General features: G+C 66.9%; 13 protein-coding genes. 8 read left to right on the top strand and 5 right to left on the bottom strand.

What is annotated here, in order from left to right; genetic code table 11:
• Window positions 1-23 precede the first annotated feature (23 nt).
• Window positions 24-1,316 carry an extracellular solute-binding protein gene (locus AB3G31_RS00350; protein ID WP_367848260.1) on the bottom strand — a complete coding sequence of 431 codons (1,293 nt, stop codon included), beginning with the start codon at window positions 1,314-1,316 and terminating at the stop codon, window positions 24-26.
• Window positions 1,317-1,450: 134 nt separating this feature from the next.
• On the opposite strand from AB3G31_RS00350, the gene AB3G31_RS00345 reads away from it, so the two are divergent.
• Window positions 1,451-2,509 (top strand): LacI family DNA-binding transcriptional regulator, encoded by a 1,059-nt coding sequence (locus AB3G31_RS00345; protein WP_367848259.1) that lies wholly within the window; start codon window positions 1,451-1,453, stop codon window positions 2,507-2,509.
• Between the two features lie 89 nt (window positions 2,510-2,598).
• Here AB3G31_RS00345 and AB3G31_RS00340 read toward each other — a convergent pair whose 3' ends face one another.
• Window positions 2,599-2,739, bottom strand: a complete 141-nt coding sequence (locus AB3G31_RS00340; RefSeq protein WP_367848258.1) for a hypothetical protein — start codon at window positions 2,737-2,739, stop codon at window positions 2,599-2,601.
• Between the two features lie 317 nt (window positions 2,740-3,056).
• Between AB3G31_RS00340 and AB3G31_RS00335 the strand changes: the two genes are divergently transcribed.
• Window positions 3,057-3,575: a C-type lectin domain-containing protein gene (locus AB3G31_RS00335; protein ID WP_367848257.1), complete on the top strand. Its 519-nt coding sequence runs from the start codon at window positions 3,057-3,059 to the stop codon at window positions 3,573-3,575.
• 158 nt (window positions 3,576-3,733) lie between these two features.
• Here the strand turns inward: AB3G31_RS00335 and yjjJ are convergent, their stop codons facing one another.
• The 3 genes from yjjJ to AB3G31_RS00320 all read right to left on the bottom strand — a co-directional run bounded on the left by yjjJ (window position 3,734) and on the right by AB3G31_RS00320 (window position 6,772).
• Window positions 3,734-5,062: a type II toxin-antitoxin system HipA family toxin YjjJ gene (gene yjjJ, locus AB3G31_RS00330; protein ID WP_367848256.1), complete on the bottom strand. Its 1,329-nt coding sequence runs from the start codon at window positions 5,060-5,062 to the stop codon at window positions 3,734-3,736.
• Window positions 5,063-5,155: 93 nt separating this feature from the next.
• Window positions 5,156-5,710 carry a DUF2062 domain-containing protein gene (locus tag AB3G31_RS00325; RefSeq protein WP_367848255.1) on the bottom strand — a complete coding sequence of 185 codons (555 nt, stop codon included), beginning with the start codon at window positions 5,708-5,710 and terminating at the stop codon, window positions 5,156-5,158.
• Window positions 5,711-6,016: 306 nt separating this feature from the next.
• Complete coding sequence (locus AB3G31_RS00320) at window positions 6,017-6,772, bottom strand: SDR family oxidoreductase (protein ID WP_367848254.1); 756 nt, start codon at window positions 6,770-6,772, stop codon at window positions 6,017-6,019.
• Between the two features lie 132 nt (window positions 6,773-6,904).
• Here AB3G31_RS00320 and AB3G31_RS00315 point away from each other — a divergent pair, with 132 nt between their 5' ends.
• The 6 genes from AB3G31_RS00315 (at window position 6,905) to AB3G31_RS00290 (ending at window position 14,514) form a co-directional block, all read left to right on the top strand.
• Window positions 6,905-7,795, top strand: coding sequence for an AraC family transcriptional regulator N-terminal domain-containing protein (locus AB3G31_RS00315; protein ID WP_367848253.1), 891 nt, complete (start codon window positions 6,905-6,907; stop codon window positions 7,793-7,795).
• Window positions 7,796-7,901: 106 nt separating this feature from the next.
• Window positions 7,902-8,924 (top strand): LacI family DNA-binding transcriptional regulator, encoded by a 1,023-nt coding sequence (locus AB3G31_RS00310; protein ID WP_367848252.1) that lies wholly within the window; start codon window positions 7,902-7,904, stop codon window positions 8,922-8,924.
• A gap of 19 nt (window positions 8,925-8,943) precedes the next feature.
• On the top strand, window positions 8,944-10,017 hold the full coding sequence (locus AB3G31_RS00305) for a Gfo/Idh/MocA family protein (RefSeq protein ID WP_367848251.1): 1,074 nt from the start codon (window positions 8,944-8,946) through the stop codon (window positions 10,015-10,017).
• Between the two features lie 14 nt (window positions 10,018-10,031).
• Window positions 10,032-10,787, top strand: a complete 756-nt coding sequence (locus AB3G31_RS00300) for a sugar phosphate isomerase/epimerase family protein (RefSeq protein ID WP_367848250.1) — start codon at window positions 10,032-10,034, stop codon at window positions 10,785-10,787.
• Window positions 10,788-10,793: 6 nt separating this feature from the next.
• On the top strand, window positions 10,794-11,858 hold the full coding sequence (locus AB3G31_RS00295; protein WP_367848249.1) for a sugar phosphate isomerase/epimerase family protein: 1,065 nt from the start codon (window positions 10,794-10,796) through the stop codon (window positions 11,856-11,858).
• A 202-nt stretch (window positions 11,859-12,060) separates the two neighbouring features.
• Complete coding sequence (locus AB3G31_RS00290; protein ID WP_367848248.1) at window positions 12,061-14,514, top strand: glycoside hydrolase family 3 C-terminal domain-containing protein; 2,454 nt, start codon at window positions 12,061-12,063, stop codon at window positions 14,512-14,514.
• Window positions 14,515-14,538: the final 24 nt, after the last annotated feature.

The following is a 14,538-nucleotide window of genomic DNA, read 5'->3' as shown; positions in this document are numbered from 1 at the left end:
AGACTCCTGGGCGGCTGCGCGGGTCAGTGCAGCTCGGCCTTGGCCGCGGTTTCCATCTTCTGGGCCGCTTCCTCGGGGGTGACCGACAGCGCGAACAGCGACTGCACCAGATCCTTGTGCAGCTCGCCCAGCTTGGGCGGCAGATCCTGGTCGTACCAGAGCTGCACGCTCTTGGAGTCGGCCAGCATGGCCATCAGACGCTGCTGGTTGGGCTCGGTCACTTTCAGGCCTTTGATCGGCACGATGCGGTTGTCTGCCAGGCGCGCCTGCACCGAGGTGTCATCCACCATGGCCTTGATCAGGTTAAAGGCCAGGTCGGGTTGCTTGCAGGCCTTGGAGATGCTGTAGAAGTTGTCGCCCACGGTGCCCACCACGCCGGTGGCGCTCTTGCCGCCGGGCAGGCTGGGGAAGGCGAAGAAGTCCAGCTTTTTGGAGAACTCGGGGTTCTCGTTCTTGATGGTTGCGCCCTCCCAGCTGCCCATCAGCGTCATGGCGGCCTTGCCCGAATACAGCAGGCGGCGCGAGCTGCCGATGTCGTAGTCCAGCCCGTTGAAGCCCTGGGCAAAGGCCCCGGCCTTTACCAGCTCCTGCAGCCGCTTGCCTGCCTCGACAAAAGCCGGGTCGGCAAAGCTGCCGCCAGGTGCGCGGTCGGCCGCTTTGCGGAACACCTCGGCACCGCCAATCCGGTCCACCAGGTACATGTAGAACATCGAACCCGGCCACTTGGACTTGTTGGCCAGCGCAAACGGGGCCACGCCGTTGGCCTTCAAGGTCTCCACCGCCTGCAGCAGCTCGGGCCAGGTCTTGGGCGGCTGCAGCTTGAGCTTGGCAAACAGCTCGGTGTTGTAGTAGATGACCAACAGCGAGGTGTTCTCGGCCGGCACGCCATAGGTTTTGCCGTCGGTCTTGGCGGTGTCGAACGACGAGGCCACGAAGCGCTCGCGGAAAGCCTCGTCCTTGGCCAGGTAGGGCGACAGGTCGGTGACCTGCCCGGCGCGCACGTACTCGCGCAGCGGGCCACCGCCCCAGCTGGAGAACACGCAGGGCGGCTCGTTGGCACCAAAGGCGATCTTGATCTTGGTTTTGTACGGGTCGTTCAGGATGGCCGAGCGCACCACCTTCACTTGCGGGTTGGCCTTTTCAAAGCGGGCCTGGGCTTCCGCCACGATCCTGGACGGCACCGGCTGGACCTGGATGTCCCATTCGGTCAAGGTTTCGGTGGCCTGGGCGTGCACCGGCGCGGCCCAGGTGGCCCAGGCCAGGCCGCAGGCGGCCGCTGGCATTTTCAGTAACTTCAATAGCGTGGCGGATTGCATGGTGTGTCTCCTCGTTGGAAAGGGGGATGGTTCTTGTGTTGAGAGCCGTAACGTTAACGCTAACGTTAAAAATTAAAAATCAGGCTAAACCCTAGGGTTGTGCGGTTGATAATCGGGCCACCTCTTACCCTGCCGTGACCCGCCCGCCCCTGCCCTCCATGCTCAAAACCACACCGACCCTGGCCGAGATCGCCACCGCCGCGGGGGTGTCCACCATGACGGCATCGCGCGCGATGAACGACCAGCCCGGTGTCTCGCGCAGCACCCGCGACGCCATCCTCAAGCTGGCCCAGAACATGGGCTACGTGGCCAACCGCAGCGCGCAAAAGCTCTCTGGCGGGCGCAGCCGGGTGATTGGTTTGCTGGCTTCGGACCTGGGCAATGCCTTCACCAGTTCGCTGGTTTCGGGCGCGGTGCAGGCCGTGGCCGCAGCGGGCAACGAGGTGCTGATCTACTCGCTGCTGGACCGGGCCCAGCGGCCCACCGACAACGTGCTGCAATTGCTGCAGCAGTTCACCGATGGCGTAATTGCCATCCTGCCCTACCAGTTTGGTTTTGTGGAATCGCTGAGCGCGGCCCAGCTACCGGTGGTCACCATCGACCAGCACACCGCGCACGCCGAATTCCCGTCCATCGCCGCCGACAGCTACGGCGGTGCGCGCAGCGCCATGCAGCACCTGGCCGAGCTGGGCCACCGGCGCATCGCCTTCATCACCGGCGACGAGCGCATGAACTCGGCCCGCGACCGGCACCGCGCCTATGACGACGCGGTCGCCATCCTCGGGCTGGAGCGCGACCCGGCCCTGGTGCTGCCGGGCGATTACTCGCTGGGCAGTGGCCGCACGGCCGCGCAGCAGTTGCTGGCGCTGGCCGTGCGCCCCACCGCCCTGTTTGCCGCCAACGACCTCAGCGCCTTCGGCGCCATGTCGGTGCTGCAAACCGCCGGCCTGCGGGTGCCGCAAGACATCTCGGTGGTAGGCTTTGACGACCTGGAAGCCGCCTCCCTGGTCCACCCCGGCCTGACCACCGTGCGCCAACCCATCAATGAAATGGGCCGCGCCGCTGCCAACACCCTGCTGGCGCTGATAGCCGGGCTGGACGTGGCGACCCAACAGGTGAGCTTGCCCACCGAGCTGGTGGTGCGGGCATCGACGGCGGTGTGCAAGCGGGCGGCCAAAGCGCCCAGAAAATAAGCGGCGTGTCTGCTATCTAAAAAGTAGCTGCTCCCGCCCATGGGATGGGCGCAAACCTACTAAAACCCTTAAAAAACTTTGAAGGTCTTTTAGCCATGCCCCGCCAAGGCCTGCGCCGCATTTTCAAACAGCGCGGGCACCAGGTGGCGCGCGGCCATCGGGGTCTCGCGCAGCGCCATGGAGGCACCGGCAAAAATGCGCGCGTCGATCAGCTTTGGGGGCTGCTCCATCCGCGCCAGGATGTCGCGGAACAGGTGTACGCCCGCAGTGCGTCTGCAGCGACAGCCGCCTGGCGGTGAAGGTGCCCCGCCGTTTGAGGCTGAACTTGCTGACGTTGAGGTTGCCGTCGCGGTCGGCCTGGGCAGAACCAGACCAGCTGTTTTAACCTGGGACGGCTGCGTCGGCATTCTTTACACTTTCTCGCCCGCATCTCTTGGGCTACTCTATAACCCTATGATTTATATGTATATTCCGATTTCAACCTGTAACTTGCTTACAGATGTAAGTAACAAACAGCAACATTTTTTGCTGTAAACCGAAAGAAACTGTGAAAAAATTATTTGCCTTGCTGTTCACCTTGGTGCTATCAGCAACGGCCCAAGCCACTCCAGCTTTTTCTTGGGGAGGTAGCGACTACTACGTCACCGGCGCGCTTCACTGGAATGAAGCTGAAGCCGAGGCAGTCACCATGGGCGGTCATCTGGTGACCATCAACAGTGCTGAAGAGCAGGCAGCAATCATGGGAGTGTTTGGGGGAGTGTTGGGGAACCTTCCTTTGTATTGGATTGGCTTGAACGATGCGGCCGTTGAAGGTACATGGGCTTGGGCAAGCGGCGAAGCTGTGACCTACACGAACTGGGCGCCGGCCGAGCCGAATAATTCTGGAGTAGGTGGTGAAGACTATGTCAATCTGAATGCATACCCTAACGGTGCTTGGAACGATCTCTGGGACATGAGTATTGCTGGCATTGTTGAGGTGAAGCAAGAAGTGCCTGAACCTAGCTCATTGGCCTTAGTAGGTTTGGCACTGGCTGGCTTGGCCGCTGCCCGCCGCCGCAAGATTTAAACCCTTGTTTCCTTTGAAGAGCCCCGCCAAGCGGGGCTTTTTTTCGTCTGGTTGTTGGCGCGCTGGGCCGACACCGCCGCCGCCGCTGCCACCCGGTACCAAAAGCTGGGTGCGGAGTGCTACCTAAACCGTAGCTGCTCACGCCCACTCCATAAGCGCTAGCCCCCGATTTCCTTCAAATTCCCCGCCGCAACCGCCCGGAACCCGTCCGAGATGCGGGCATCGCCTGCTGCCGCCGCCCAGAACACTGCCGCCAGTTTTTTCGCCCGGTCCCACTCCGGCAGCGTGGCCGTGGTGGGCTGCAACCGGCCTGCTGCAAAATCCCGCGCCACCAGCTCGCCGCCCACCGGGGCGTAGAGCATGGGCAGCATGTCGTAGGTGGGCGAGAGGGCCCAGTCGTCGTCGTCCAGCAGCAGCGAGATGTTGCCGTAGTGCCGGTCGGTGTTGGCGATGAGCACGCCGAAGGCTTCCAGAAAGCGCAGGTGCTGGGCGTCGGCGGGGGTGAGCAGGCCGCGGGCCTGCATGCGCTCGGCAGTGAAGGCCCAGTTGTCCATGGCGCCCACGTATTCCGCGTCGTAGACCATCAGCGAGACCATGCCGATGCGGCCCTGGCCGTGTTGATTATTCGGGCCTTTTGCGGTGCGGTCGAAGCGCTCGGCTTCCAGAAACACCCGGCCTGCGCCGGTAAAGATCTGCGTCTTGGCCGCGGGCACACCGGCCTGGGCCAGGGTTTGCAGCGCCAGGTGCTCGCAGACCAGCAGGTCGCGGGTGCGCTGGTCGGTGGGGGCGTCGCCTGCGGGTGAGAACTTGACGATCACGTGGCGACCCGCGGTGCGCGTGCAGAACTTGGGCTGTTCGCCGCCTGCGGACGAGCCCGACAGCGTGCCCTGCATGGCCTGTTCGGCCAGGGCCGGGTAGTCGGCGGGCGATGCGGCCTGGGACGCACGCCCGGGCAGGGTGTGGAAGCGTTGGAACGCGGCCTCGCCCACCACCAGGTTGCCGGGCAGGTCGTCGCCGCACAGGGCCAGGGCGCGCAGCACGTCGTCGTCGCTCCAGAAGCGCGGGTCGGGCAGCAGCTGCAGCTCGGGGTGGGCATGCGCAAAGGTGCGGCCCATGAAGCCTTGCGGGCGCATGTCGTCCAGAAACCAGGGCAGGCCGTCAAAGCGTTTGCTCAGGCCATCGGCCTCGTCCACCCACACGGCGCCACTGGCCAGCGGCGTGAGGCGCGCAAATGGGCTGGGCTGGCCGTTGGCGTCGATGCGCACCACCGGGATGCTGCTGCCCACGCCGCGTACCGTGCGCGGCAGCACGTAGCGCTGCGAACGCGCCGCACCCACCTTGTGCACCTGGCCGGACTGCAGCAGTGGCGCCAGTGCCCGCGATACCGTGGGCTGGCTCACGCCCAGGGTGGCTTGCAGTTCGGCCGCCGTGGCGACACCGCCGCGCTGGCGCAGCGTTTGCAGGATCTGGGGGGCGAGGGTGGCCATGGATTTATCTATGGATGAATAGATAAATTATAAAATATTCTCAATATATTCAATGGGTTAACCAAATTTATGAATAGATACTTTAGCGTGCGTCTATTTGCGCCGCCGCGCCCGCATGGCCAGCTGCCAGGCGCGTTTGATGGCCGGGGTCAGCCACAGGGCCTGCAGCGCCCCGTAGGCGATGGCGGAGAAGGTGGCGCCCATCAGCGGCAGGCCGACCAGCAAGGGCCAGCCCATGGCCCGTGCCCAGTCCAGCATGCCCTGCATCCAGTCGGCGTCCATGCTGGGCAGCGGCGGCAACACATAGGTGCCGGGCAACACCCACTGCCCGAGCTGGAAGGCCAGCACGTACAGCGGCACGATGGTCAGCGGGTTGGTGTAGCAGGTGGCCAGCGCGCCCGCAATCGCGTTGCCGCGCAGCCAGGCGCACAGCACAAAGGTGGAAGGCACCTGCAGCGGGCCGGGGATCAGGCCGCAAAACATGCCGATCGCCACACCCACGGCCAGCGGACGGCGGTTGAAGTCGAACACGTCGTGCCGGTCCAGCCAGGGCCGGGCCCGCTCCAGCAGGGGGCCGTGCAAATGGGCCAGCACCTTGGGCTCCAGGCCGCGCAGCCAGTGGCGTAATCTTTGGGAGTAGCTGAGCATCGGTGTGGGGGGCTAGGTATACGGAGGAAGGCGAACGGGGCCGCGACGGAGACTGCGTTCAGAGCAGCCCCCAGCAGCAAGGTGGTGCCAAACGGCATGTATTCCAGGCCTATCCGGCGTATTTTGCCGCTGAAGCTTGCCCAGCGCCGGTGCCGCGCCCGTGGCCGTATCGGCACGGCGGCCCCCCACGATGCTCCCCATGGGGGCTCAATTTCAGATGCCAAAACGGCTGCTGGCGCTTATTTTGAGAGCGCAAGCAGCTATGCTTTTTTTACTTAAAAAATAGAGCAAAACGTCCTGCCAGGGTCAAATTCCCTGCCCGCCCGAGACCTCGATGCGCTGGGCGTTGACCCAGCGGTTGTCCTCACTGAGCAGGCTGGCAACCATGGGGCCGATGTCGTCGGGCACGCCCACCCGGCCCAGGGCGGTGATCTGGGCGATGTGCTGGTTCATCGCGGCGTTGTCGCGCACGGCACCGCCGCCAAAGTCGGTCTCGATGGCACCCGGGGCCACGGTGTTGACAGCAATGCCGCGTGCGCCCAGCTCTTTGGCCAGGTAGCCGGTCAGCACCTCGACCGCGCCCTTCATGGCTGCGTAGGCGGCAAAGCCGGGGTAGTTCAGGCGCGTCAACCCGCTGGAGAAGTTGACGATGCGCCCGCCATCGGCCAGCAGCGGCAGCAGGGCCTGCGTGAGGAAGAACACGCCCTTGAGGTGCACGTTGACCAGTCCGTCAAACTGCGCCTCGGTGGTGCTGGCAAAGGGGGCAAATTCGCCGTGGCCCGCGTTGTTGACCAGGTGGTCGAAGCTGTCGCGCTGCCAGGTGGTGTGCAGGGCGCTGCGCAGCTGCGCGGCAAAGGCCGGGAAAGTAGCCACCGCGCCGGTGTCGAGTTGCAGCGCCACGGCTTTGCGGCCCAGTGCCTGCACTTCGGCCACCACGGCCTGCGCGTCGGCGCTGCGGGAATGGTAGGTGACGATGACATCGCCGCCGCGCCGGGCCACGCTGAGGGCGGTGTTGCGGCCCAGGCCGCGGCTGGCTCCGGTGATGAGGGTGATTTTGGTCATGGTAAAGCTCCTTTGGAATGACCTGTGCAGTGTCTGGCATGGGGGCTGCGCACGGTTGCCTGTTGCGCGGCGATGCTTGCCTGATTCTCCAAAACCAGGCCGCACTGCACCGGAACCGGGTAGGCTCGGGCCATGACAACCCTGTTGAACGCCGTGGCCCGCTACGCCGAAGCCCACCCCCACCCTAGCGGCCTGTCCCCCACGCCGGTTCCCGGTCTGGCCATCGCACGCGCCACCGAACCCAGCGGGCTGATGCACGCGGTGGCGCAGCCCATGCTGTGCCTGGTGGTGCAAGGCAGCAAGCAGGTGAGCACGGGCACGCAGGCGTTCGCGTTCAGCGCGGGCGACTCGCTGCTGATCACCGCCGACGTGCCCACCGTCAACCAGATCACCCAGGCCAGTGCCGCGGCGCCCTACCTGTCGCTGGTGCTGGCGCTGGACCTGGCGGTAGTGGCCGACCTGGCCGCGCAGATGGGCCCGGAACCCGAGGGCCGCCATGCCCCCGTGCGGGTGGACACCACCGAGGCCGAAGTGGCCGATGCGGCCCTGCGGTTGCTGCGCCTGCTGGACCGTCCGGCGGCCGTGCCGGTACTGCAGGCGGCCGTGGTGCGCGAGCTGCACTACTGGCTGCTGGCCGGACGGCACGGCGCGGCCATCCGCCGCCTGGGCTGGCCGGGCGGCCACGCGCCCCGGGTGGCCAAGGCGGTGGCCGTGCTGCGGGCCGACTTTGCGCAAACCCTGCCGGTGGAGCGGCTGGCGGCGGTGGCGGGCATGAGCCCGTCGTCCTTCCACCAGCATTTCCGCAGCCTGACCTCGCTGTCGCCGCTGCAATTCCAGAAGCAGTTGCGCCTGGTCGAGGCGCGCCGACTGATGCTGGCGGAAGGCGCGAGCGCCAGCAGCGCCGCCTTTGCCGTGGGCTACGAGAGCGTGCCCCAGTTCACCCGCGAATATGGCCGCCTGTTTGGCCTGTCGCCGGTGCGGCACACCGAGGCGGCGCGCAGCCAGGCGCGGGCAGCGGCTTAAAAAATCGGCCCCCTAGGGTTTCCCGCAGTGCACGGCCCCCCGGCGCTGGTGGTAAATTGCGCATCCATTGTGGAACCGGTTCCACACAAGCAAGGATGCAGGATAGATGGCCACCATCAAGGATGTTGCAAAGCTGGCGGGCGTGGGCGTGGGCACCGCGTCGCGGGCCCTGTCGGGCAAGGGCGCGGTGTCGGCTGACGCCGTGGCCAGGGTGCAGGCGGCGGTGCAGGCGCTGGACTTTCGACCGTCCAACGTGGCGCGGGCGCTGTCGCTCAAGACCTTGGGCATGGTGGGCGTGTACGTGCCCGAATTTGGTGGGCCGTTCATCTCGCCGATCCTGAACGCCATCGATGCCGAGCTGCGCGCCGTGGGCCGCCACATGGTGGTGGCCAGCGGCTGCGGCCAGGGCGATGCACGCCAGCAGGCGCTGGAGGGCGTGGAGTTTTTGGTGCAGCGCGAATGCGACGGCATTCTGGTGTTCAGCAACCACCTGCTGGAGGCCGATCTGCAGACGCTGCAGGCGCGCTTTCCGCGCGTGGTGCTGCTGAACCGCCAGAGCCCGGCCCTGGGTGACCGGGCCTTTTTTGCCGACCACGAGCTCGGCGGGCGGCTGGCGGCGCGGGCGCTGCTGTCGCAAGGCCACCGCGCCATTGCCACTATCCAGGGCGCGCTGGACGCCCCCGACAACGCGCAGCGCATGCAGGGCTTTTACGCCGCGCTGGGGCAGCACGGCATCGAAGTCAAATCTGCCCACCGCATGGACGGCGGCTTCACCTTTGCCAGCGGCCACGCTGCCGCCGCCCGCCTGCTCAAGCGCAAGGACCGCAGCTTCACCGCCGTGTTTTGCGCCAATGACGTGATGGCCATGGCGGCGATTTCGCGCTTCACCCAGGCCGGGCTGAAGGTGCCGCAGGACGTGTCGGTGGTGGGCTACGACGACACCGATGTGGCCACCTACACCGCCCCGCCGCTGACCACCGTGCACATCCCCATCGCCCAGCTGGGCGCGCAAAGCTGCCGCCATGTGCTCAACCTCTGCTACGGGCTGGAGCTGGCGGTCCAGCGCGACTTTGCCCCGCTGATCGTGTGGCGCGAATCGGTGGGCCCCGGCCCGCACTTTGTGAAGTAAAAAGAAGGAGACCTGTTCCATGGTTATCGCCCTCGGCATCATCGGTGCCGGCAACATCTTCCCGGCCTACCTGCGTACGCTCAAGCGCAGCCGCTTGTTCCGCATCGTCGGCGTGGCCGACGCGGTGCCCGTGGCAGCGCAAAAGCGGGCCGAAGAGTTCGGCCTGCCTGCCATGACCGTGGAGCAGCTCTTGGCCAGCGATGCCAGCATCGTGCTCAACCTCACGCCGCCCCAGGCCCACCACGCCACCGGCCTGCAGGTGCTGAACGCGGGCAAGCACTTCTTTACCGAAAAACCGCTGGCCGCCACCTTTGCGCAAGGCCAGGAATTGGTGGCCCTGGCCCAGCGCAACCAGCTGCGCATCGGCTGCGCGCCCGACACCTTTTTGGGGGCTGGTGCGCAAACCGTGCGGGCCCTGGTGGACGCGGGCACGGTGGGGGCCATCCGCTATGGCACGGCGCAGTTCATGGGCCACGGGCCGGACCACTGGCACCCCAACCCGGCCTTCTTCTACCAGCCCGGTGCGGGCCCGATGTTCGACATGGGCGTGTACTACCTGACGCACCTGGTGAATCACCTCGGCCCGGTGGCCAGCGTGCGCGGCACCGCCCACACAGCGCACACCACGCGCACCGTGCCGCTGGGCGAGCGCAAGGGCCACAAGATCGCCGTAGACACCCCCACCCACATCGTCAGCAGCTTGAGCTTTGCCAGCGGCGCCGAGGTGGTGCTGACCTGCAGCTTCGACGTGTGGAAGCACAGCCACGCACCCATCGAGCTGTACGGCGAAGACGGCAGCATCCTGGGCCACGACCCCAACCAGTTTGGCGGCACGGTGAAGTACGCCCGCCAGCTGGGCGACTGGACGCGCAGCACCGACAAGCGTCCCTACACCACCAACGCACGCGGCATCGGCCTGATCGACATGGCCCAGGCCATCGCCGCCAACCGCCCGCACCGCTGCAGCGAAGCCCTGGCCTTGCACGTGCTGGAGGTGATGGAGCGCGCCCTGGATGCCGCCCGCACCGGCGAGCCCCAGCGCATCACCACCACCTGCGAGCGCCCCGCGCCGCTGGACCACAAACTGTTCTAAGTTGGAGATACAGCATGAAGATCTCGGTACAAATCTATTCCCTGCGCGAAGCGGGCGATCTGGACACGCAACTGGCCCTGGCGCGCAGCTGCGGCTTTACCTGGGTGGAAACCGTGGCCACCCACGGCCTCACGCCGCAGGCTTTTGCCGACAAGGTGGCGGCGCACGGGCTGCAGGTGTCGTCCATGCACGCCGCGCTGGCGCTGCTGGAGACCGACATGGCCACGGTCGTCGAAGCCTGCCGCCTCACAGGCTGCCCGCTGGTGGTCATGCCCTGGCTGCCCATGGGCGAGCGTTCGCCCACCGCCGCGGGCTTTGTGGCCCTGGGCCATCGGCTGGCCGCGCTGGGCGACGCGTTGGGCGCGCACGGCGTGCGGCTGGCGTACCACAACCACGATTTCGAGTTCTTGCCGTACGAGGGCCGCACGGCGCTGGAATGGATCTTCTCCGCCGCCACGCCCGCCCAACTGGGCTGGGAGGCCGACCTGGGCTGGGTCAGCCGCGCCGGGGCCGACCCGCAGGTGTGGCTGGACAAGCTGGCCGACCGCCTGGTGGCGGTGCACGCCAAAGACATCGCCCCGCCGCGCATGGCGCTGGCCGAGGACGGCTGGACCACGCTGGGCCAGGGCATCGTGCCCTGGCCGGCGCTGCTGGCGCAGCTGAAATCCCGCACCGACCTGGTCGTGTTCGAGCACGACCACCCGGTCGATTTCACCGGCACGCTGCGCAACAGCCATGCATTTCTTACCCAACACCTCTCCAACACCTAGGCTCCTATGGCACACAACAGCATCCAAGGCCCGGCCATTTTCTTGGCCCAGTTTGCGGGCGACACCGCCCCCTTCAACACCCTGCCCAACATCGCCCGCTGGGCCGCCGGGCTGGGCTACAAGGGCGTGCAAATCCCCAGCTGGGACGCCCGCCTGTTCAACCTGGCCCGCGCCGCCGAGAGCCAGACCTACTGCGACGAAGTCACCGGCCAACTGGCCGAGCACGGCCTGGTCATCACCGAGCTGTCCACCCACTTGCAAGGCCAACTGGTGGCGGTGCACCCGGCCTACGATTTACCGATGGACGGCTTTGCCCCCGAGGCAGTGCGCGGCAAACCGGCCGAGCGCACGGCCTGGGCCATTGCGCAATTGAAGCTGGCGGCCCAGGCCTCGCAGCGGCTGGGGCTGAAGGCGCACGCCACGTTCAGCGGAGCGCTGGCCTGGCCCTACCTCTACCCCTGGCCGCAGCGCCCGGCGGGGCTGGTGGAGGCCGCGTTTGACGAACTCGCCAAGCGCTGGCTGCCCATCCTGGATACGTTTGATGCTGCGGGCGTGGACGTGTGTTACGAGGTGCACCCTGGCGAAGACCTGTGCGACGGGGCCAGCTATGAGATGTTTCTGGACCGCGTGCACCAGCACCCGCGCGCCTGCCTGCTGTACGACCCCAGCCACTTTGTGCTGCAGCAGCTGGACTACCTGGCCTACATCGACCTGTACCACGACCGCATCAAGGCCTTCCACGTCAAGGATGCCGAGTTCCGCCCGAATGGCCGCACGGGGGTGTACGGCGGCTTCCAGAAATGGCAAGACCGTGCTGGGCGCTTCCGTTCGCTGGGCGACGGCCAGGTGGACTTCCGCGCCATCTTCAGCAAGCTCACCCAGTACGGCTACCGGGGCTGGGCGGTGCTGGAATGGGAATGCTGCATCAAGCACCCCGAGCAAGGCGCCGCCGAGGGCGCGCCCTTCATCACCGACCACCTGATCCGCGTGGCCGAGCGCGCCTTCGACGACTTCGCCGCCAGCGGCACCGATGCCGCCGCCAACCGCCGCATGTTGGGTTTGCCACAGTGACCCCCTCACCCCAACCCTCTCCCCCCAGGGGGCGAGGGAGCAAGACAGGGGCTCCGCACCGCTCCCTCCCCCGCCGGGGCAGGGTTGGGGTGGGGGCTGGATGTCCTGCCTTCCTCCCTCTCCTGCCGCGCGGGAGAGGGCCGGGGTGAGGTTCGCGTAGAGACCCCAGCCGTTTTCAAACAACAAAGAAAGAGACCACACCATGACCCCCAACATCGAATCCCTGCTCGACCAGATGACGCTGGAGGAGCAGGTGGGCCTGCTCGCCGGGGCCGACTTCTGGACCACCGTGCCCGTGCCGCGCCTGGGCGTGCCCGCCATCAAGGTGACCGACGGCCCCAACGGCGCGCGCGGCGGGGTCTTCAAAGACGGCCCCACGACAGCCTGCTTTCCCGTCGGCATCGCCCTGGCCTCCACCTGGAACCCGGCGCTGATTGAACAAACCGGCGCGGCCCTGGGCACCGAGGCCAAGTTAAAGGGCGCCAGCGTGCTGCTGGCCCCCACCGTCAACCTGCACCGCACGGTGCTCAATGGCCGCAACTTCGAATGCCATTCCGAAGACCCCTGGCTCAGCTCCGAGCTGGGCGTGGCCTATGTGCGCGGCGTGCAAAGCACCGGCGTGGCCGCCACCATCAAACACTTTGTGGGCAACGACAGCGAATACCAGCGCATGAGCATGAGCTCCGACATCCCCGAGCGGGCGCTGCGCGAGCTGTACCTGCTGCCGTTTGAGCGCGCGGTCAAAGAGGCCGGTGTGATGGCCGTGATGACCGGCTACAACCGCCTGGACGGCATTTTTGCGGCCGACCACCAGCGCCTGCTGCAGCAGGTGCTGCGCGACGAATGGGGCTTTACCGGCCTGGTGATGTCCGACTGGATGGGCCTGCACAGCACCGTAGAAGGCGTGCTGGCCGGGTGCGACCTGGAAATGCCCGGCCCGGCGGTGGAGCGCGGTGCCAAGCTGGTGCAGGCCGTGAAGGACGGCTTGCTGCCTGCCGATGCCGTGCGCGCCTGCGCCCGCCGCGTGCTGCAACTGATCGAGCGCGTGGGTGGGTTTGCCAACCCCGGCATCCCCGCCGAACGGGCCGACGACCTGCCCGCCCACCGCGCGCTGATCCGCCGCCTGGGCGCCGAGGGCGCAGTGCTGCTGAAGAACGACGGCCTGCTGCCCTTGGCTCCCAAAGCCGGGCAGACGGTGGCGCTGATCGGCATTGCCGCCGTCACGCCCCAGGCCATGGGCGGCGGCAGCGCCACCGTCAACGCGCACTACCGCATCGCCCCGCTGGCGGCCCTGCAGGCGCAGTGCCCGGGGACCACCTTCACCCACCACGCCGGGGCCGACATCCACCGCTATGTGCCGGTGCTGAACACGCCCATGCAGCTGGAGTTCTTCAACAGCCTGGACTTCAGCGGCCCGGTGGTCTGCCGCCAGACCGTGCACAACACCGAGCAGCTGTGGATCGACACCGTGGACGCGGCCGTCACCGCCGATGCCTTCTCGGCCCGCGCCACGCTGCGCTTTGTGGCCGCCGAGGCGGGGGAACACCAGTTCTCGCTGGTCAGCGCGGGCCTGAGCCGGGCGTATATCAACGGCGACCTGGCCGTGGATGCCTGGAGTGGCTGGAGCCGGGGTGACACCTACTTCACCTTCGGCTGCAACGAAGTACGCCACAGCCGCAGCCTGGCCCAGGGCCAGGTGTGCGAGGTGGTGATTGAATTCAGCACCGGCACGCCAGAATCCACCCCCATCCACGCCCTGCGCTTTGGCGCTTACCGCGTGCTGGGCGAGGCCGACATTGCCGCCGCCGTGGAAGCCGCACGCCATGCGGATGTGGCCGTGGTGTTTGCCGGGCTCAACGCCGAGTGGGACAACGAGGGCCTGGACCGCAGCGGCATCACCCTGCCGCACAGCCAGAACGCCCTGGTCGCCCGTGTGGTGGCCGCCAACCCGCGCACCGTGGTGGTGCTGCAAACCGGCTCGCCCGTCGCCCTGCCCTGGCTGGCCGAGGTGCCCGCCGTGCTGCAGGCCTGGTACCCCGGCCAGGAGTGCGGCAACGCCATTGCCGACGTGCTGCTGGGCACCGCCGAGCCCGGTGGCCGCCTGCCGCAAACCTGGCCGTTGCAGTTGCAAGACACCGTGGGCTTTGGCAATGCCCGGCACTACCCCGGCGTGGACGGCCACGTGGTGTACGACGAGGGCATCTTCATCGGCTACCGGCACTACCAGCAGAAAAACATCGCGCCGCTGTTCCCTTTTGGCCATGGCCTGTCGTACACGCAGTTCCAGTACGGTGCGCTGCGCCTGGCCAGCACCGCGCTGCAGCCCGGCGGCGAGCTGCTGGTGGAGATGGAGGTGCACAACGTCGGTCCACGCGCCGGGCAGGCCGTGGTGCAGCTTTATGTGGGCGACACCCGCGCCAGCCTGCCGCGCCCGGCGCAGGAGCTCAAAGGCTTCGCCAAGCTGACCCTGGCCGCAGGCGAAACCGGCACGGCGCGCTTCCGTCTGGGCATGCGGGCCTTCGCGTTTTTTGATGTGGCCCGCGCCGCCTGGGTGGCCGAGGCGGGGGGCTACCATGTGCATGTGGGCACCTCGGTGGATGCGCGGCTGGCTTCGGCGGAGCTGACGCTGGCCGCGGACTGGGTACAACCCGTGTGATCCCGCCCACCCCAACCACTCCAG

It is taken from the genome of Rhodoferax sp. WC2427, assembly GCF_040822085.1.
Classification (GTDB): Bacteria; Pseudomonadota; Gammaproteobacteria; order Burkholderiales; family Burkholderiaceae_C; genus Rhodoferax_B.
The sequence above is the reverse complement of the archived record's forward strand: the minus strand, read 5'-3'. Positions and strand labels throughout refer to the sequence as shown.

Coding starts and splice junctions, on each gene's coding strand:
- AB3G31_RS00315 (WP_367848253.1), top strand. CDS start 6,905: ATGACAACCCTGTTGAACGCCGTGGCCCGCTACGCCGAAGCCCACCCC.
- AB3G31_RS00310 (WP_367848252.1), top strand. CDS start 7,902: ATGGCCACCATCAAGGATGTTGCAAAGCTGGCGGGCGTGGGCGTGGGC.
- AB3G31_RS00320 (WP_367848254.1), bottom strand. CDS start 6,772: ATGACCAAAATCACCCTCATCACCGGAGCCAGCCGCGGCCTGGGCCGC.
- AB3G31_RS00290 (WP_367848248.1), top strand. CDS start 12,061: ATGACCCCCAACATCGAATCCCTGCTCGACCAGATGACGCTGGAGGAG.
- AB3G31_RS00305 (WP_367848251.1), top strand. CDS start 8,944: ATGGTTATCGCCCTCGGCATCATCGGTGCCGGCAACATCTTCCCGGCC.
- yjjJ (WP_367848256.1), bottom strand. CDS start 5,062: ATGGCCACCCTCGCCCCCCAGATCCTGCAAACGCTGCGCCAGCGCGGC.
- AB3G31_RS00295 (WP_367848249.1), top strand. CDS start 10,794: ATGGCACACAACAGCATCCAAGGCCCGGCCATTTTCTTGGCCCAGTTT.
- AB3G31_RS00325 (WP_367848255.1), bottom strand. CDS start 5,710: ATGCTCAGCTACTCCCAAAGATTACGCCACTGGCTGCGCGGCCTGGAG.
- AB3G31_RS00340 (WP_367848258.1), bottom strand. CDS start 2,739: ATGGAGCAGCCCCCAAAGCTGATCGACGCGCGCATTTTTGCCGGTGCC.
- AB3G31_RS00350 (WP_367848260.1), bottom strand. CDS start 1,316: ATGCAATCCGCCACGCTATTGAAGTTACTGAAAATGCCAGCGGCCGCC.
- AB3G31_RS00300 (WP_367848250.1), top strand. CDS start 10,032: ATGAAGATCTCGGTACAAATCTATTCCCTGCGCGAAGCGGGCGATCTG.